Annotated in this window: 15 protein-coding genes; 6 read left to right on the top strand and 9 right to left on the bottom strand. The window is 58.9% G+C overall.

Annotated features, from left to right (window positions below):
• The 5 genes from QA648_RS21760 to QA648_RS21740 all read right to left on the bottom strand — a co-directional run bounded on the left by QA648_RS21760 (nucleotide 1) and on the right by QA648_RS21740 (nucleotide 4,629).
• Entirely contained in the window at nucleotides 1-1,041 is a 1,041-nt protein-coding gene (locus QA648_RS21760; protein WP_260304835.1) for an LLM class flavin-dependent oxidoreductase, read from the bottom strand.
• Nucleotides 1,038-1,973, bottom strand: a complete 936-nt coding sequence (locus tag QA648_RS21755) for a flavin reductase family protein (protein WP_260304834.1) — start codon at nucleotides 1,971-1,973, stop codon at nucleotides 1,038-1,040. The genes QA648_RS21760 and QA648_RS21755 overlap by 4 nt, the downstream gene beginning before the upstream one ends.
• Nucleotides 1,970-2,812 carry an alpha/beta fold hydrolase gene (locus QA648_RS21750; protein ID WP_283053621.1) on the bottom strand — a complete coding sequence of 281 codons (843 nt, stop codon included), beginning with the start codon at nucleotides 2,810-2,812 and terminating at the stop codon, nucleotides 1,970-1,972. Before QA648_RS21750 ends, QA648_RS21755 begins: the two co-directional genes overlap by 4 nt.
• A 16-nt stretch (nucleotides 2,813-2,828) precedes the next feature.
• Nucleotides 2,829-3,431: an amino acid synthesis family protein gene (locus QA648_RS21745; RefSeq protein ID WP_283053619.1), complete on the bottom strand. Its 603-nt coding sequence runs from the start codon at nucleotides 3,429-3,431 to the stop codon at nucleotides 2,829-2,831.
• 502 nt (nucleotides 3,432-3,933) lie between these two features.
• Nucleotides 3,934-4,629 carry a GntR family transcriptional regulator gene (locus QA648_RS21740; protein ID WP_260304831.1) on the bottom strand — a complete coding sequence of 232 codons (696 nt, stop codon included), beginning with the start codon at nucleotides 4,627-4,629 and terminating at the stop codon, nucleotides 3,934-3,936.
• A gap of 372 nt (nucleotides 4,630-5,001) precedes the next feature.
• Between QA648_RS21740 and QA648_RS21735 the strand changes: the two genes are divergently transcribed.
• Nucleotides 5,002-7,128, top strand: coding sequence for a bifunctional diguanylate cyclase/phosphodiesterase (locus QA648_RS21735; RefSeq protein WP_283053616.1), 2,127 nt, complete (start codon nucleotides 5,002-5,004; stop codon nucleotides 7,126-7,128).
• Nucleotides 7,129-7,182: 54 nt separating this feature from the next.
• Here QA648_RS21735 and QA648_RS21730 read toward each other — a convergent pair whose 3' ends face one another.
• The 4 genes from QA648_RS21730 to QA648_RS21715 all read right to left on the bottom strand — a co-directional run bounded on the left by QA648_RS21730 (nucleotide 7,183) and on the right by QA648_RS21715 (nucleotide 11,470).
• Complete coding sequence (locus tag QA648_RS21730) at nucleotides 7,183-8,142, bottom strand: sugar-binding transcriptional regulator (RefSeq protein WP_260304829.1); 960 nt, start codon at nucleotides 8,140-8,142, stop codon at nucleotides 7,183-7,185.
• 21 nt (nucleotides 8,143-8,163) lie between these two features.
• The gene (locus QA648_RS21725; protein ID WP_283053614.1) at nucleotides 8,164-9,633 is read right to left on the bottom strand and encodes an FGGY-family carbohydrate kinase; all 1,470 of its coding nucleotides are present in this window, start codon (nucleotides 9,631-9,633) and stop codon (nucleotides 8,164-8,166) included.
• Between the two features lie 71 nt (nucleotides 9,634-9,704).
• A complete protein-coding gene (locus tag QA648_RS21720) occupies nucleotides 9,705-10,661 on the bottom strand; it encodes a transketolase family protein (protein WP_283053612.1) in 957 nt (318 codons plus the stop codon).
• Nucleotides 10,661-11,470, bottom strand: coding sequence for a transketolase (locus QA648_RS21715; RefSeq protein ID WP_283053610.1), 810 nt, complete (start codon nucleotides 11,468-11,470; stop codon nucleotides 10,661-10,663). The genes QA648_RS21720 and QA648_RS21715 overlap by 1 nt, the downstream gene beginning before the upstream one ends.
• Before the next feature lie 225 nt (nucleotides 11,471-11,695).
• Here QA648_RS21715 and QA648_RS21710 point away from each other — a divergent pair, with 225 nt between their 5' ends.
• The 5 genes from QA648_RS21710 (at nucleotide 11,696) to tpiA (ending at nucleotide 16,781) form a co-directional block, all read left to right on the top strand.
• Entirely contained in the window at nucleotides 11,696-12,676 is a 981-nt protein-coding gene (locus QA648_RS21710; protein WP_283053609.1) for an ABC transporter permease, read from the top strand.
• Between the two features lie 115 nt (nucleotides 12,677-12,791).
• A complete protein-coding gene (locus tag QA648_RS21705) occupies nucleotides 12,792-13,721 on the top strand; it encodes a sugar ABC transporter substrate-binding protein (protein WP_260304824.1) in 930 nt (309 codons plus the stop codon).
• 22 nt (nucleotides 13,722-13,743) lie between these two features.
• Nucleotides 13,744-15,222, top strand: a complete 1,479-nt coding sequence (locus QA648_RS21700; RefSeq protein WP_283053607.1) for a sugar ABC transporter ATP-binding protein — start codon at nucleotides 13,744-13,746, stop codon at nucleotides 15,220-15,222.
• 24 nt (nucleotides 15,223-15,246) lie between these two features.
• Complete coding sequence (locus QA648_RS21695) at nucleotides 15,247-16,035, top strand: SDR family oxidoreductase (protein WP_283053606.1); 789 nt, start codon at nucleotides 15,247-15,249, stop codon at nucleotides 16,033-16,035.
• Nucleotides 16,035-16,781: a triose-phosphate isomerase gene (tpiA, locus tag QA648_RS21690; RefSeq protein WP_283054231.1), complete on the top strand. Its 747-nt coding sequence runs from the start codon at nucleotides 16,035-16,037 to the stop codon at nucleotides 16,779-16,781. Before QA648_RS21695 ends, tpiA begins: the two co-directional genes overlap by 1 nt.
• The last annotated feature ends 96 nt before the right edge of the window (nucleotides 16,782-16,877 follow it).

Genomic DNA, 16,877 nt, shown 5'->3' with positions numbered 1-16,877 from the left:
TTACTCCGCAAATGCCGGCATGACCTCGGCGATGAAGCGTTCGAGCGAAGCCTTCTTGCGCTCGAAGGACATGCCCGTGTCGATCCAGAAGGAATATTCGTCATAACCCATGGATTCGTAGGTCTTCAGGCGGGCGATAACGGTTTCGGCATTGCCGACGACGTTGTTGGTGCGCATGACCGCATCGGAGAGCATCGGGTTCGCGCTGATCTCCTCCTCCGGGATCCGCTCGATCAGGCCCTGCTTGACAGGCTTCTCGTTTTTGAACCAGGCGAAGAAGTAGTTGTAATAAACGCTCAGTTCGTGGGCTGCCTGCGCGATGTCCTCCTCGGATGAGCCGACATAGGTATGGCGCAGCAGCATGATCTTGGGTCGGTCGATATCGGGATTCTTGGCGCAGGCATCGTTGAAGCGGCCCATCAGCGCCACGACTTCGTCATCGCCCTGCCAGAGCGGCGTCACCTGGACGTTGCAGCCATTGGCAACGGCGAACTCATGCGAATTCGGGTCGCGCGCAGCAACCCAGATCGGCGGGTTCGGCTGCTGCAGCGGTTTCGGCGCCGAAGTGGTCGACGGGAATTTGAAAAACTCCCCGTCATGGGCATAGTCGCCGTTCCATATGCCCTTGACCGCTGGAATGAGCTCGCGCATCCGCTGGCCGGCGCCCCAGGCGTCGAGGCCGGGAAGCAGGCGCTCGTATTCGAAGGAATAGGCGCCGCGCGCAATGCCGATATCGAGCCGCCCGTCACAGATGATGTCGGTCATGGCCGCCTCGCCGGCGAGCTTGATCGGATGCCAGAACGGCGCGATCACCGTTCCCGTCCCAAGCCTTGCCCGCGATGTGCGGCGCGCCAGATCGGCGATGGTCACGAAAGGATTGGGCGCGATGGTGAAATCCATGCCGTGATGTTCGCCCGTCCATATGGCATGCATGCCACCCTTATCGGCGATTTCACAGAGAGCGACAAACTCGTCATAGAGGCTCTTGTGGCTCTGACCGGCGTCGAGACGCTCCATATGAACAAAGAGAGAGAATTTCATGGCTGTGCTGCCTTTGCTGGAACCGAACGGACCGTGCCGACGGTCTCGTCGCCGAAATAAACGCCAAAATTGCCGAGCTGGCTCTCAACCGCGAAGCGCGCAACGATGTCGGCGGTCGAACTTGTCTTGAAATGGGCCTTGGCCAACGTGTCGGGTTTCAGGAACCTGCCATTGCGCGGCTCGCCTTCCGAGGCGAAGGCACGGTAGACGATGTGTTGCTTTCCATCGCTCTTGCCTTCGTAAACCGAGTAGAGGAAGCCGATCGTCACCGAAAGCCCGGTGAGTTCTTCCAGATAATCGCGAAGTATGTCGGCAGGGCTTCCCTCCTTGCCATCGCAGCTCGGCAGCGAAAGGATCTCATCGCCGATGAGAAGAACCTCGCCATGATGCTCCAGAACGGCTGCGAGTTCGATATTGCCTTCGGCTGCAGCCGAAACGGCCTTGCTGGCGAGGATCGGCGTGAAATAGCCGCCACGAGCATAACCCAATCCGTTCAACCCGCTGTTTTCGAAGGCTTCGATCCGCCCCATCAGGATGACGTGGTCACCGGCTTCGACCAATTTTTCCAGGGCGCACTCGAACCACGCCGCAACGTTCGCCAAGATTGGGCAGCCTGCGGCGCCCGCCTGCCAATCGACCAGCGCGAACCGATCTTCGACCGGGCGCGCGAAGGTATTGGACACATCCTTCTGGCTTTCCGACAGAACATTGATGGCGAAATGCTTCGCGCTCGTCATGGTCGCGTAGTTACGGGAGGTCTTAGCCAGGCAAACAAGCAAAAGAGGTGGATCGAGCGACACCGACGTAAAGGAATTTGCCGTGAAGCCGATAGGCTTTCCGTCCGCATCCTGGGCGGTCACGACCGTTACCCCTGTCGCGAAGGCGCCGAAAGCATCGCGAAGCGCTCTTGGGTCCGCAAGCTGTAGGGTCATTTCACATCCTCCCCCTCTGAAAGCCATTCGGCGAGCAGCGCATTTACGGTGTCGGGTGCAGTCAGGTTGACCATATGGCGATGGCCCTCGACGATCCGCGCCCAACCATGGGGCGCAAGCGCCGCCATTTGGGTCGCCATCAGCGGCGTCGAATTGGGGTCATCCGATCCCGTCAGAAACAGCGCCGGACCCTTGACGTCCTTCCAGTGATCCGCGTAGGTCTCGTCCCCCTCGGCAAATGCCGAATAAGCGACGGCATAGCCCTGCGGATCGACAAGGTTCAGCCATTGCCGCGTCAGGTCGCGCGCAACGACACTGTCGGGATCGTCGCCGAACCATCGAAGTAACGGGCCTTCCTTGTCCACACCCGTCAGCGGAATGGCTGCCGCGCGCGCGAGCACCGCCGCCTTTGCCTCCGGGTCACGCCGGTAGACGCCGTTGAGATATGCCACACGCTTGATACGGCTGCCGAACGTTGCAGCCGCCCCTCCGGACACCAATGCACCCATCGAGTGGCCGGCAACATTTGCGGTCTCAATCGCCATTTCGTCCAGGAATTGCCCGAACCAGGCGACGAATTCCTGAAGGCGGCTTCCGACCGGCAATCCGGCACTTTCACCATGCCCGGGCATGTCGACAGCGATTACGCGATGGTTTCCAGCAAAGGCTGATATCTGCGGTGCCCATGCTTCAAGCCGCATGCCGACACCGTGGATCAGGACAAGCGGCTCACCGCTACCGGCTTCGTAATAAGCCGTTCCACGGACAGTCTTGTTCCTCGCAAAGACCCAGTCGATCTTTGGGGAGGCGCCTTGCGTGTTTGATCCAACGGTCAGCATATCAGCGTCCAGCCTTTCAAACGCCGGCGGGGTTGGCGACGTCTTGGCCCAGATCCTTGAGATCCTGGTAGCGATCGCCAATGCGATGATGCGGACGCCCGCCCACGGACGCACCAAGCGCGACGACAATTTCGTCGGCGGCCGGTGCATCTGGAATTGCGGTCTGGATCGTCAGGTAATGCGAGCGGCGCCCTTCATCGTTTTTGTCCATCAGCGGGATCATGATCGGAGAATTGGCGGGGCCGCGCGTATTGCAGAAGGCGAGATAGGATTTGGCGCCGACCGCATGGCGATAATGATTGCCGAAGCGAAGCGTGTGAATCAGTGCCGAGGCATGCTCGAGTTCGCCATCCAGGCCGACCACCGCTGATTTTCCGTATGCTTCGACGGCATCGCCGGAGCCAACGGCCTCGATGATCATCTTCGTCAGCAGCTCGCCAAGGATCGGAGCAACCGCATGAATTTCGGGCTTCAAGTCTTCGACGAAGCCGCGTCCGGCCCAGGGATTTTTCACAACGGCGTAGGCGGAAAACAGCCTTAAGGGAACCTGCGCCGGCTTGCCGCCCTCGATCAGCGTCGTCTCGATCTGCAGCCCGGTCTTACGAATTTGGATAGTCATCGAACACCTCAATTCTGACGTTGTGTATTATGGTATGCCATAATATTAAAGTGTCAAGCCGATTTCTCCCGGCTAAGAAGATTCAAGGTGAATGTCGGAAAAAATTATGTGAAAACAAATAATTAGATTAGCGCTCGCGCTATGCCATCTACAACGAACTTCCCAGATCGCTCAGAGTCGGCCACTTGGGCCTTCGAACGAGTAGTGGCTAGGCTAGGTTCGTCGCGGCAGGCCTGCAGCGCTTCAGCGGTGTCGATGAATGTTAGATGAGCGTTGGGCAGGCACGGCAATGCATTTCATATGACGCTCCACCTTATTACTTATTATGGCATACCATCACATTGAGCAAAGTTGGGTGTCAAGCTTGCAATGTGGGGTTTGCCGTATTTTGCGGAGTCGCGGGAGCGACCGCGAGGAGACTCGCGGGCCCAATCAGATCGAAATTGAAGATCGAAAGAGGTTCCAATCGCTCCCGGACTGCATGCAGGGAGCGTTTACAGGCCTAATCGGCGGATTCCTTAGCGGAGAGAACCGCTTCCGCAATGGCGCTGGCGGCGGCAACATGGTCCATGGCGGCCTTGTAGGCACCCTCCCCGTCACCACGGCGGATCGCGTCCACGATCTTCGCCATTTGGCGCGGGCCCTCGATGTCGCGATTTTCCGTCTTGATCGTCATCGACCGAAGATGATTTATGCGCACGGTGAGGAGATTGACGACGCCCCAGGCGACATGCCTGTCGACCATCGTGAACAGCGTCTGATAGAAAGAAGATGTGTGCGCGAGCACTCCGGGCATGTCCTTGTCGCGGTAGCTATCGCGGATACCCTGCAGCGACGCCTCCAGCGCTGCGACGATCTCCGGACTTCCGCGCTGCGCGCACAGTCGCGCCGCCATACCTTCGAGCACACCGCGGATCTCGTAGATCTGCTTGGCCTCGTCGAGATCGAGCTGGGCGACGATCGGGCCCTTGTTTGGCAGATTGGCGACCAGCCCTTCCGATTCCAGATGCCGCAGAACCTCGCGCACAATCGTCCGGCTCACGCCGAGCTGAGCACACATGTCGCGTTCGACAAGTCGATCTCCCGGGCGAAAATATCCGCTCACGATGGCTTCGCGGACCTTATCGAGCGCGAGCTCTCGCAGCGTTTTTGCGGGACGCTCCACTCTGATCGCCGCGTCCTTTAGAGCACCGCTCATTCTTGCACCTCAGTATTGGACGTGTTTCGCACGCTCGACTTCCGTTCGGCAATCGACTTTATTAGAATCGTATTATGGCGTACCACACACTGTCGGCGGTTGGCAATTCAACCAGTGTGCAAGACTGTCCGCCCATGCGTTCGGATGCTTAGGCTTCCTGCCGGCCAATCCGCCTCTATCGAGCAGACCGAGCAAATTGCGCTGCGCCTAGCCGATTCGCGCAGGATTTTTCGTGAAGACTACGCTGCGCTACGCGTTGTTAATAATGGTTTATGGCTTCAGACGGTAGAATTCAAAGGCAGCGCATAGCGGACATGATGTCTCCTGCCGTCCCCCAAGGCATGACCTGTCAATCTGAGTTTGCGTATCCTCATGTCTTCCAATCCGACGCCCCGCCATTTCCGTGCCCAAACTTCTTCCGTGATCGCGATAACGGTGTGCTTCATCGCCGTCGCGTTGGTGTTGACCGGCCTCGTGGCGCATGTGGTCGCGACGATGACACGGTCAGCGAACGAAATCGACGATGCGCGGGCAGACCGCGCTGCGCGTGCCGCGATCATTTCGTTCATGGCCAAGCTCAGCGGCACGATGAAAGACAATGCCGTCTGGGATGATGCCTATGCTGCTATTGGCTCGGCTGCCGCTGCGGATTGGGCCTTTGAGAATTGGGGCAAAACTAGCGCGGATTATTCACTCTATGATGGTGCCGTTGTAATCGGGCCCGATGGCAATGCGGTTTCCGCCTATCTGAAGGGCAAACCCTTTCAGCCGCGCGACTATTTCGGAGCCGGCTTCGACCGCCAGATTGAAGCTGCCGCCACCCCGCAGCCAGCACCCTTGCTCAATTTCTTCAAGACTGAGGCGGGAATCCTGCTTGTGGCATCACAGGCAATACAACCCTTCGAAGCGAAGGGCGAGCTTCCGAAGCTCAGCGTTTTGACTTTCTTTAAAGAGCTGACCCCAGAGGTCATCGATGCACTCTCGGATGAGCACGAGCTTGACGGTCTGCGGCTCCAGGCGACGCCCGAACCGAACCAGTTGAATTCCCCGATCAAGGACATGGGTGGCACGGTCATCGGCTATCTCGTTTGGCCTAGCAAGGCTCCGGGGGACGCCATTTTTGACAAGGTCTATCCCTATGTGACTGCCGCCGCCAGCATCCTCGCCCTTTTCCTGGCCGCCGTCTTGCTTGCAGGCGCGTCCGAAGCCGGGCGTCTCCGCCGTTTGGCCGAGGCGGCCAGATTTGAAGCAGGTCATGACAGTTTGAGCGGCCTGCTGAACAGACACGGCCTTCTTGGGATGCTGGATCAACTGGACAATACCAGCTTGCCAGCATCGCTCTACATGATCGATCTCGACGGTTTCAAAGCTGTCAACGATGCGTGGGGACATGCAGTCGGAGACGAACTGATCCGGATTGTCGCAAAAGCGCTGCAGGGCTGTCATCCCGAAATCCATGATTCTGCAAGGTTAGGCGGTGACGAGTTCGCGTTGGTGCAGGTCGGATCCGCTCCACATCGAGATATAGAAGAATCCATTCTCAAACTTTTTCGCAATCCCTTCAAAATTGGCGGGCGAACGATCGAAGTCGGGACGAGCATTGGCGTGGCGTGCCGCATCGGCAATATCGCGCCACTGGAGCTTCTGCGCAGAGCCGATATCGCTCTTTACCGCGCCAAAGAAAATGGCAAGGGCCAGGCCGTTACCTACGATCTCGAACTGGATCGCGAGCGCCAGCGTATCGCCGAACTGGAAGGCGAGCTGAGAAACGCTATCAATAGCGGCGCGATCGAACCGGTTTTCCAGCCGCTCGTGTCGGCATCAACGGGTGCAATTATTGGTCTTGAGGCTCTCGCACGCTGGCGGAGTGCGGCTGGAAGCATCAGCCCGGAAGTTTTTATTCCGCTTGCCGAAAAGTCCGGCCTTATCGATGCATTGGGCGTTCATATGCTACGGACGTCGATCCAGCATGCGAAGGCCTGGCCGTACCTGGCGCTTTCGGTCAATGTCTCGCCCATCCAGCTCTGCAATCCGGACTTTGCCGCACAAGTCACGGCGGTCCTTGATGAATCCGCTTTCGATCCTACCCGCCTGACGCTGGAAATAACCGAGGGCGTCCTGATGACCAATCCTGACCAGGCGCGCCGTTCAATCGACGTGCTCCGGCGTATCGGCATCAAATTCGCGCTCGATGACTTTGGCTGCGGCTATGCAAGTATCGGTGCCTTGCGGCAATTCGGATTCGATCGCATGAAGATCGACCGGTCGCTAGTGTTGGGCCTGGAAGAGAATGCCAACGGCATCGATATTCTGCGCGCCACGGTCGCTTTGGCAACGGCGCTTGAAATTCCGGTGACGGCCGAGGGGATCGAGAATCTTCGCCAGGCGGAAATACTGCGAGCCTCCGGCTGCGACCAATTGCAGGGCTACCTAGTCGGCAAGCCCATGTCGGCTGGTGAGATTGGCGAGAAGCTCCGCCAGCGCAACTCAGCCGCGTGATCTATCAGCCTCTGAGCTAGTCGAGCCGTCGAGATACAGGCTGCGGCATTGGACCTATGCCGGTTGATCGATCAGCCGCTGCGCGGTGAATTTGTCGGTCACCAAGGTATCAATCACACCTATACGCAGTGCGCCGGCGATAGCAGCGGTCTTCTTTTCGCCTCCCGCAAGCGCAATCACCCGGTCAACCTTGGCAAGCTCATCAAGCGAGATACCGATCACCCTCTCGTCCAGGGGCGTTTTGACCGGTTTTCCCTTGCCGTCGAAGAAACGCAAGGAAATATCGCCGACCGCTCCAGCATCGGCCAAGTCCGCTAATTCGCGCGACGAGAAGATATTGCCGGACCGGGCCAGAAGCTCGGACGGTTCGACCGCGCCGATGCCGACGATTGCGACGCTGATCGCCCCGAAAAGCTCGATCGTTTCCCGCACGAACGGATCGGCCATCATAAGCAGCTTGGCCTCTCTTGAACTTGTCACGCCTTGGACCGGAAGGAGTTTGGGTTCGGCGCCAGTCAAACGGGCGAGCCTTGTGGTTAGCTGCGTCGCATGGGTCTGAACGGAAGGGTCGCCCATGCCGCCGAGGGTCTGAACGATATATTTTGCCTGGGCGCTTTTTTGCGGGTGGATATTCTCCACCATCTTGAAAATCGTCTGGCTCCAGCTTGAAACGCCGATAATTTCGCCCTCCGAAAGGGTGACTTCGAGAAGGTGAGCGGCGGCTTCGCCGATCCGCGCCATGATGGCGCCTTCCCGGTCTTCGGAACATTCAACGACAATGGCTTCGGGAAGATTGAAACGTTCCCGGAGCGCGGTTTCGAGTTCGGTATAGGTTCCGACAGGTGGGATAACGGTGGTCCGCACGATGTCTTCGGCTTCCGCCCGCTTAAGCATTCGAGAGACGGTCGCCTGCGACAGCCTCAGGTGCTGGGCAATATCAGCCTGTCTCTTGTGCTCGATGTGATACATCTGTGCGACACGAGAAATCAGGCGAAGCTCGTTGATCCGTCCCATGCTTGTTCCATCAGTGAATTTTTATTCACCAATAGCGGGCGGCGGTTCGAACGTCGAGCGTGCAATCGCATCATTCCACGTTTTAAACCTTTCCGCGTTGTCGTTTGCCCGCGGCTTGATGATTGTGTTCTGTCGAGGAAGGCGACCGATAGCGTCAAGATCCGCCCACATGCCCAACGACAGGCCGGCCAGATAGGCGGCACCCAGCGCCGACGCCTCCGGCGCTGCGCATTGAATAACAGCGTGCTCCAATAGATCCGCGACACACTGCATGAGAAACGTATTCTGACTGGGTCCACCGTCGACATAGAGCGAGCCGATGTTTCCTCCATTCTGCTTCTGCATCGCCTGGAAGACATCATGCACCTGCAGCGCAATGGAATCGGTAACGGCCCTCGCCAACTGCGCGCGGGTGGTGCTGAAGTTGATTTGGGAAAACAGCGCGCGGGCATCCGAATTCCAATGGGGCGCCCCGAGGCCGACAAACGCGGGAACGAAGCCGGGCCCACCCGGCTCGGCGGTCGCCGCCAGCTCGACGAGTGCGGTGACGTCGGAAAGCCCGAGAATTTCTGTCATCCACGGCAGGCTTGCCGCTGAGACGAGGATATTGCCTTCGAAAGCGAAGGTCGGTTTTCCCGCAATGCGCCAGGCAACGGTCGTCGTGATCCCATGTTGCGGCGCGATGAAGTGCGGCAATGTCGTCATGACCGACGAACCCGTGCCGAACGTCACTTTGCCGTCTCCCGCCTTATGGGCCCCATGCCCGAAGAGAGCGGCGTGGCTATCGCCGATGGCAGCGCAAACGGGCGTTCCGTCCAGCACGCCCGGGAGGCTCGTGGTCGTTCCGAATTGCCCGGCGCTGTCAAGAACTTCGGGAAGCAGGCCTTTGTCTACGCCAAACAATGTGCAAAGCTCGTCGCTCCAACGCTGGGCTTTCAGGTCGAAGAGTTGGCTGCGGGCTGCATTCGATGCATCGCAGACATGCTTCTTACCACCCGTCAGGCAGTGGATAAGCCAGCTATCCACGGTGCCGATTCGCACTGCGCGCTCGGCCGGGGCGCGATCCAGCAGCCATTTCATCTTCGAGCCGGGAAACATCGGGTCGATCGGCAGGCCAGTAGTCTCCTCGACCCACTGCGAATGCCCGAGCCCAATCAGCTTTTCGCAATCGCTGGCCGTGCGGCGGCACTGCCAGCTCACGACGGGACCGAGCGCCTCGCCGGTATCGCCATCCCAGATCGTTACCGATTCCCGCTGATTGGAAATCGCAACCGCTTCGATCGCAACCTTTTCCGGCGCAGCTTCGATACAAGCACGTACCGCCTCGCATACCGATTGCCAGATGCGATTTGGATCCTGCTCGACCCAGCCTGGTTGCGGATAGCTGATGCCAACGGGCGCAGCACCGCGAGAAATCAGCTCGCCCTTTTCCGATACCAGAATGGCCTTGGAATTCGTCGTGCCCTGATCGATTGCCAGGATGGCTCGCATAAAATGTTTCCTCCAAGAATGGGTCGGGGCATTCAGCACAACGCCTCGGTAAGCGCGCTGTCAGCGTCAGATCACTTCCTCTTGAGAAGCGCCAACGCCTCCTGCGCAATGGCGTCAGGAGCCATTCCGAATTCATCCAGAAGGAATTCCGCCGAGCCTGTCGGGGCATAGATACCAGGAACGCCCAGACGCTTCATCGGAACAGGCGCATTATCGACGACGACTTCGGCGACCGCAGAGCCGAGACCCCCATAGATCGAATGCTCCTCGGCCGTCACGATGGCGCCCGTTTCCTTTGCGGCGGCGATGATGGCCTCTTCATCGATCGGCCGTACGGTTGCCATGTTGAGAACACGGGCGTCGATCCCCTGGGTTGCGAGTATCTCTGCCGCCTTGACAATACGATGCGTCAGCGTGCCGTTGGCAATCAGCGTCACGTCCCTGCCCTCGCGCAGCACATTGGCTTTGCCGAGCTCGAACTTATGATCGTCCGGCAGCAGGTCCGGAACGCCGACGCGCGACAGGCGCAGGAAGCAGGGTCCGGCATAGCTTGCCGCCCATTTTACAGCAGCAGCCGTTTCAATGCGGTCGCATGGCGCAATAACCGGAAGATTTGGCAGGACACGCGTCCAAGCAAAATCCTCGATGGAATGATGCGTCGGGCCGAGTTCGCCATAGGCCATGCCGGAGGAAATGCCGATCAGTTTGACGTTCGCATTCGAATAGGAAATATCGGCCTTGATCTGCTCCAGAGCACGGCCGGTCAGGAAGCACGCGGCCCCACAGACGAATGGGATCTGTCCACCGTTCGCCAGCCCTGCTCCAACGCCGACCATGTTTTGTTCGGCAATGCCGACATTGACCAGTCGTTCCGGGAATTTGGATTTGAACCCGCCGAGCTTGGATGAGCCGACGGAATCGTTGCAGACCGCAATGATCGTCCGCTCGCTACCCGCCAACGCCTCCAAAGTCGCAGCGAAAGCATCACGGCAATCGTGAAGATTGATGTTCGAGTTGGGCGCGTCCATTAGAGTGCCTCCGACAGTTCTGCGACTGCTTGTTCGTATTGTTCCTTGTTCGGCACCTTATGATGCCACTCCACCCGGTCCTGCATGAAGGAAATGCCATGGCCCTTGTTGGTGTGGGCGATGATGCAGTGCGGACGCAGGCCGCGATGTTCCAATGCGGGAACGATTTGCGTCATTTCGTTGCCGTTGATTTCGCTGACTTCCCAGCCGAATGCTTCGAGTTTCGGTCTGAGCGGGGCGACATTATTGGTATCGGCGAGTGCCGCGCCTTGCTGGAAGCGATTGTGATCGATGATCAGGGTCAGATTGTCCAGATTGAACTGCGATGCCGCCATGATGGCCTCCCAGTTCGATCCCTCTTGCATCTCGCCGTCCCCGGTCATGACATAGGTTTGATAGCCGGCGCCATTCATCTTGCCGGCCTTGGCAATGCCGACGGACACAGGCAATCCGTGCCCCAACGGACCGGTGTTGGTTTCGACACCCGGCACCTTGTTGCAATTGGGATGGCCGTTGAGCCGTGAATGCGGCTGCAAAAACGTCGAGATCTCCTCTTCCGAAATGAACCCGCGCTTTGCCAAGGTAACGTACAGCGCGCAGGCCGTGTGGCCCTTTGACAGAATGAACCGATCACGATCGGGCCGCTTCGGTTCGCTGGGATAGATTTTCAGAACGCGAAAATAGAGAGCCGTCAGGATGTCGATCGCCGACATCTCACCGCCAATATGTCCCGCACCTGCGTCATAGACCGCTTGCAGGTCACGCAGGCGTATCTGACGCGCGACGCGCTCAAGTTCCTTAACTTGCATGATGCTCCCTCGTTGCATAAATATTCAATCGCAGATATTTTTGCACAAAAGACCATTCAGTCAAGCCCATTTATTGATTGCATGCCGCTTTGGCAGAAAGCTATGCACCTTTTTCAGTGCTTGACAGGCCAAATATGAGTTGATAATGAATTTTCCAACATGAATGCATAAATATGCAAGCTTGAAGGAAAATCACCTGAAGCAAGCATAGGGAGTGGAGGAGCCATGTCAGCCTTGGGCGTTAACGAGCAAAGCCAGCAGCCGCGAACCTCACTTGCATGGCTTAGCGGGGCCACGGGTCCGCTGATCGGCTTGCTGATACTCTGCGTTTTCCTGAGCGTTGCGACGGACCGGTTTCTCTCGGTGCGCAACGCGCTCAACATCCTCGATCAAATCACCGTGCTCGGCGTCATGTCCGTGGGTATGACCTTCGTCATTCTGATCGGCGGCATTGATCTTTCCGTCGGCTCGGTCCTTGCGCTGTCGATGATGGTGATGGGCTGGGTTGCCAATGTTGCGGACTTGCCGATGGCCGTCGCAATCCCCTTGGCGCTCCTGGCTTCAGCTTTCAGCGGCCTGATTGTCGGCTTGATGGTCACGAGTTTCCGTGTGCCGGCCTTCATCGCTACCCTTGCGATGATGTCGGTCGCCCGTGGCATTGCCAATATGATTACCGATGGCCAGCAGATTGTCGGCTTTCCCGACTGGTTTACGATGCTGGCGATCGACCGTCATTTCGGCGTCCTGACCGCGACGGTCTTCCTGATGCTGGCGATCGTCATCGTCTCGTGGCTCTTTCTCAAATACCGTTCCGAAGGCCGCATGCTGTATGCGATCGGCGGCAATCCCGAGGTCGCCCGCCTGGCCGGCATCAATGTGCCGGTGGTCACGATCGGCGTTTACGTCGTGTGCGCCATATTGGCGGGCGTTGCCGGGATCGTCCTTGCTGCCCGCCTGGATGCCGTCCAGCCTTCAAGCGGCTTTGGCTATGAACTCGACACCATTGCGGCCGTCGTCATCGGGGGAACGTCTCTATCGGGCGGTGCTGGCGGCATCGGCGGAACGCTGATCGGCGTGCTCATCATCGGCGTTTTGCGCAACGGCCTGAACCTGCTCAACGTGTCACCATTCCTGCAACAAGTGATCATCGGCGTCGTCATCGTTCTTGCGGTCGGCGCTGAAACGCTGCGCCGGAGGAAGGCATAAGACGAGCCACTAAGGCCGATAGCCAGAATTCCCCTTCCGCTGCACGGACGGGGATTGTGAAAGCCCGAGGGCGGAGGACGTATCCAAGGGCGGATTGAAACCAAAGGAGGAACTCATGAAACTTTCCCGTACTCTCTTGACCACGGCAGCCATACTCGCACTGTCGCTGGGCTCGGTTCAGGCCAAGGAAGTCAAGAAACTCGGCCTCGCGGTCGCTAACCTTCAGGCAAACTTCTTCAACCAGATCAAGCAGGCCGTCGAAGCTGAGGCCAAGACCCGCGGCATCGAAGTCATCACCGTTGACGCGAAGGGCGACGGTCCGACGCAGGTCAACCAGGTCCAGGATCTTCTCACGCAGAACATCGACGCGCTCATCTACATTCCCGCCGGTGCCGCCGCCGCAACCATTCCGGTGAAGCTCGCCCATCAGTCGAACGTGCCGGTCATCAACGTCGACCGCAACGCCGACGGTGCACCTGGCGACACCTTCCTGGCTACGGATTCCGTCGCATCGGCAAACGCTGTCTGCAAGTACATCATCGAGAAGGCCGGCGGTAAGGGCAACATGGTGATCATCCATGGCCAGAAGGGCACGACGCCGGAAGTCGATCGCACGAAGGGCTGCATGGATGCCGTCAAAGCAAATCCCGGCGTGAAGATCGTCTCGGAGCAGTGGTCGAACATCTGGAGCCAGGATGAAGGCTTCCAGATCATGCAGAACATGCTCCAGGCCAATCCGGACGTTTCGATCGTCTTCGCGCAGGCTGATGCGCTCGCCCTCGGCGCTGCACAGGCCATCAAGGTCGCAAACCCCTCGCAAAAGATTGCTCTCGGCGGCTTCGATGGCGACACCGCGGCGCTCGAAGCGCTGAAAAACGGCGTCTTCGACGTGACCGCGACGCAGCAGACCCAGAAAATGGGCCGCGATGCCGTTGCCAATGCTGTAAAGATCGTCGGCGGCGAGAAAGCGCCCCCGGTCCAGCTTATGGATGCGACCCTGACCACAAAGGATAACGTGGCCGGCTTTATCGCCAACCATCCGTAAGCATAACCAAGGGAGCGGTGCGATGACTGATCCGGTGCTCACACTCAGAGGTATTTCCAAGCGCTACGGCCCTCTGGAAGTCCTGAAGAACGTCAGTCTCGATGTCTTCCCGGGCGAGGTCGTCGCCTTGCTCGGCGAAAACGGCGCGGGCAAATCGACCCTATCGGGCATCATCGCCGGATCACGCACGCCTTCCGAAGGTACCATGACATGGCAGGGGCAGCCCTATGCCCCTGCCAATCCGAGAGAGGCGATCGACAAGGGCGTGGTCCTGATCCACCAGGAGCTTCAACTGCTTCCCGAGCTGACGATCGCCGAAAATGTCTTCATCGGTCGCTGGCCGATGAAGAACGGCGTCGTCGACCGGACACAAATGGTCAAACGCGCTCAAGAACAGCTCTCGCGCCTGAACCTGCATATTCCTGCGACGCGCAAGGTGGCGGGACTGTCGACCGCCAACCAACAGCTCATTGAAATTGCCAAGGCCCTGGCGCTCGATGCGAAGCTGCTGATCCTCGACGAACCGACGGCCGCACTCGGCGGTGCGGAAACCGAGGCGCTCTTCGAGCAGGTCAGGAAATTGCGCTCCGAAGGCGTCGGGATCATCTACATTTCGCACCGGATGGAAGAGATCAAGCAGATCACCGACCGCATTGTCGTTCTTCGCGACGGCGAACGTGTTCAGGAATTTGCCGATAGCTCGACCCCTGTGCGCACGATCGTTGAAAGCATGGTCGGCCGTTCGCTCGATAGAATGTTCCCGACATTGCCGGTGCCGCAGGATCGTCCGGTGTTGCAGGTCGACGCTCTGACCTCGGTGGACGATTCATTCCGCGATATTAGCTTCGAGGTAAGGGCCGGAGAAATTCTGGGTATAGCCGGCCTGGTCGGCGCGGGGCGAACCGAATTGGTGCGGGCCATCTCCGGAGCAGATCCCGTAAGGTCCGGCGCTGTGCGCCTCAATGGCGAAGCGTTAAAACTGCATAGTCCGGCTGACGCGGTAGCGAGAGGCATCGTTATGGTGCCGGAAGACCGCAAGCTTCAGGGATTGGTCGTCAACCACCGCATCGCGGAAAATATCGTTTACCCAAACCTCGATCAGTTCGAAAGCCGCTGGATTACGTCCTCGATGAAGCGGGATTTCGCGAAGAGAGCCATTTCGACATTTGGTATCAAGGGCCGTGCTGATCAACTGGCCTCCGATCTCTCCGGCGGCAACCAGCAGAAGATCGTCATCGCAAAATGGCTGATGCGCGATCCCAAAGTGGTCGTGCTCGATGAGCCGACCCGAGGCATCGATGTCGGGGCTCGCGCCGGCATCTACGACATCATTGTCGGCCTCGCGAACAGGGGCGTGGCCGTCATCGTGGTCAGCTCTGATCTGGAAGAGGTTCTCGGTGTATCAAACCGCATCCTTGTCCTTGCGCAAGGCAAACAAGCGGGAATTCTGGAGCGCGACCAGGCGAACGACGTCTCCGTCATGGAATTGGCTACAATCTAAAATGACATCAAGAAAGGAAGAGCGATGCCCGACATCACTCTGAATGCTCCCAAGCTTTTCGACCTCTCCGGCCAGGTTGCCTTTGTGACCGGCGCCGGTAGCGGTATCGGCCAGCGCATCGCGATCGGTCTGGCTCAATGCGGCGCAGATGTCGCATTGCTTGACCGCCGCAACGACGATGGCCTGTCGCAGACCGCCGAATTCGTTCGCAAGGCTGGACGCCGTTCGATCCAGCTTGCCGCGGATGTGACAAACAAGACAGCGCTTGCCGAAGCGGTGGAACGGGCGGATGTCGAACTTGGCCCCCTCTCCCTCGCCCTCAATGCCGCAGGCATCGCGAATGCCAATCCTGCCGAGGAGATGGAAGAGGAGCAATATCAGACGCTGATGGACATCAACCTCAAGGGGGTCTTCCTGTCCTGCCAGGCCGAAGCGCGCTCGATGCTGAAGAGGGGCAAGGGATCGATCGTGAACATCGCGTCCATGTCGGGCGTCATCGTCAATCGCGGCCTGAACCAATGCCATTACAACGCCTCCAAGGCCGGCGTCATCCACATGTCGAAGTCCCTGGCAATGGAATGGGTCGGCCGCGGAATTCGCGTCAACACGATCTCCCCCGGCTATACCGCGACACCGATGAACACTCGGCCGGAGATGGTCCATCAGACAAAGCTGTTTGAAGAGCAGACGCCGATGCAGCGCATGGCGACGGTCGATGAGATGGTTGGTCCCGCCGTATTTCTGCTTTCGGACGCGTCAAGCTTCGTCACGGGTGTCGACCTGCTGGTCGATGGCGGTTTCTGCTGCTGGTGATGACGATGCCTCGCAAGTTGATCGCCGGAAACTGGAAAATGAACGGGCTGCTCTCGGACCTGAACGAGATTGTCGCCATCGCGGCCGCCGCCGATGACGCCAAGGCCGAAGCCATCATTTGCCCACCCGCCACCCTTATCGACCGCGCCGCGTCGATAGCGCGCGGCTCAAAATTGCGGATCGGCGGACAGGATTGTAACGCCTCGCCGTCGGGCGCCCACACGGGCGATGTTTCCGCGGACATGCTGGCCGATCTCGGAGCGACCTGTGTGATCCTCGGCCATTCGGAGCGTCGGGCAAACCATGGTGAGACCAGCGCTCTCGTCGCCGCAAAAGCGGCGGCGGCTTACCGCGCCGGACTGACGGCCATCGTCTGCGTCGGCGAAACGGGCGATGAGAGGACCAGCGGCATGACGCTTGCGGTCGTCGAAAGCCAGCTTTCGGCGTCCGTTCCGGACAGTGCTTGCGCTGCCAACACCGTTATCGCCTACGAGCCGGTATGGGCGATTGGAACCGGCCGCGTTCCGACGGAGGCCGAGATCGCCGAAGTTCACGCCGCCCTGCGCGGAGCCCTGATCAAGCGATTTGGCGCTGACGGCAATGAGATACGGCTCCTTTACGGTGGTTCCGTGAAGCCATCGAACGCGGCCTCGCTATTTGCCATTGCCGGTGTCGACGGCGCGCTTATCGGGGGAGCCTCGCTGAAGGCAGCGGATTTTTCAGCGATACTTCGCGCTGTTCCTTGAAGGCCAGGCCGATGGTTGTTGGACCGCCGACGGGACGGCCTTGAAGATTTATTTTGCTAAGCGCCGTTTGCCAGGAAGCACGGCGGTGGACCGGGA

It is taken from the genome of Rhizobium sp. CB3171, from assembly GCF_029714265.1.
Classification (GTDB): Bacteria; Pseudomonadota; Alphaproteobacteria; order Rhizobiales; family Rhizobiaceae; genus Rhizobium.
This window is presented reverse-complemented; position numbering and strand designations above follow the sequence as displayed.

Coding starts and splice junctions, on each gene's coding strand:
- QA648_RS21760 (WP_260304835.1), bottom strand. CDS start 1,041: ATGAAATTCTCTCTCTTTGTTCATATGGAGCGTCTCGACGCCGGTCAG.
- QA648_RS21755 (WP_260304834.1), bottom strand. CDS start 1,973: ATGACCCTACAGCTTGCGGACCCAAGAGCGCTTCGCGATGCTTTCGGC.
- QA648_RS21750 (WP_283053621.1), bottom strand. CDS start 2,812: ATGCTGACCGTTGGATCAAACACGCAAGGCGCCTCCCCAAAGATCGAC.
- QA648_RS21745 (WP_283053619.1), bottom strand. CDS start 3,431: ATGACTATCCAAATTCGTAAGACCGGGCTGCAGATCGAGACGACGCTG.
- QA648_RS21740 (WP_260304831.1), bottom strand. CDS start 4,629: ATGAGCGGTGCTCTAAAGGACGCGGCGATCAGAGTGGAGCGTCCCGCA.
- QA648_RS21735 (WP_283053616.1), top strand. CDS start 5,002: ATGTCTTCCAATCCGACGCCCCGCCATTTCCGTGCCCAAACTTCTTCC.
- QA648_RS21730 (WP_260304829.1), bottom strand. CDS start 8,142: ATGGGACGGATCAACGAGCTTCGCCTGATTTCTCGTGTCGCACAGATG.
- QA648_RS21725 (WP_283053614.1), bottom strand. CDS start 9,633: ATGCGAGCCATCCTGGCAATCGATCAGGGCACGACGAATTCCAAGGCC.
- QA648_RS21720 (WP_283053612.1), bottom strand. CDS start 10,661: ATGGACGCGCCCAACTCGAACATCAATCTTCACGATTGCCGTGATGCT.
- QA648_RS21715 (WP_283053610.1), bottom strand. CDS start 11,470: ATGCAAGTTAAGGAACTTGAGCGCGTCGCGCGTCAGATACGCCTGCGT.
- QA648_RS21710 (WP_283053609.1), top strand. CDS start 11,696: ATGTCAGCCTTGGGCGTTAACGAGCAAAGCCAGCAGCCGCGAACCTCA.
- QA648_RS21705 (WP_260304824.1), top strand. CDS start 12,792: ATGAAACTTTCCCGTACTCTCTTGACCACGGCAGCCATACTCGCACTG.
- QA648_RS21700 (WP_283053607.1), top strand. CDS start 13,744: ATGACTGATCCGGTGCTCACACTCAGAGGTATTTCCAAGCGCTACGGC.
- QA648_RS21695 (WP_283053606.1), top strand. CDS start 15,247: ATGCCCGACATCACTCTGAATGCTCCCAAGCTTTTCGACCTCTCCGGC.
- tpiA (WP_283054231.1), top strand. CDS start 16,035: ATGACGATGCCTCGCAAGTTGATCGCCGGAAACTGGAAAATGAACGGG.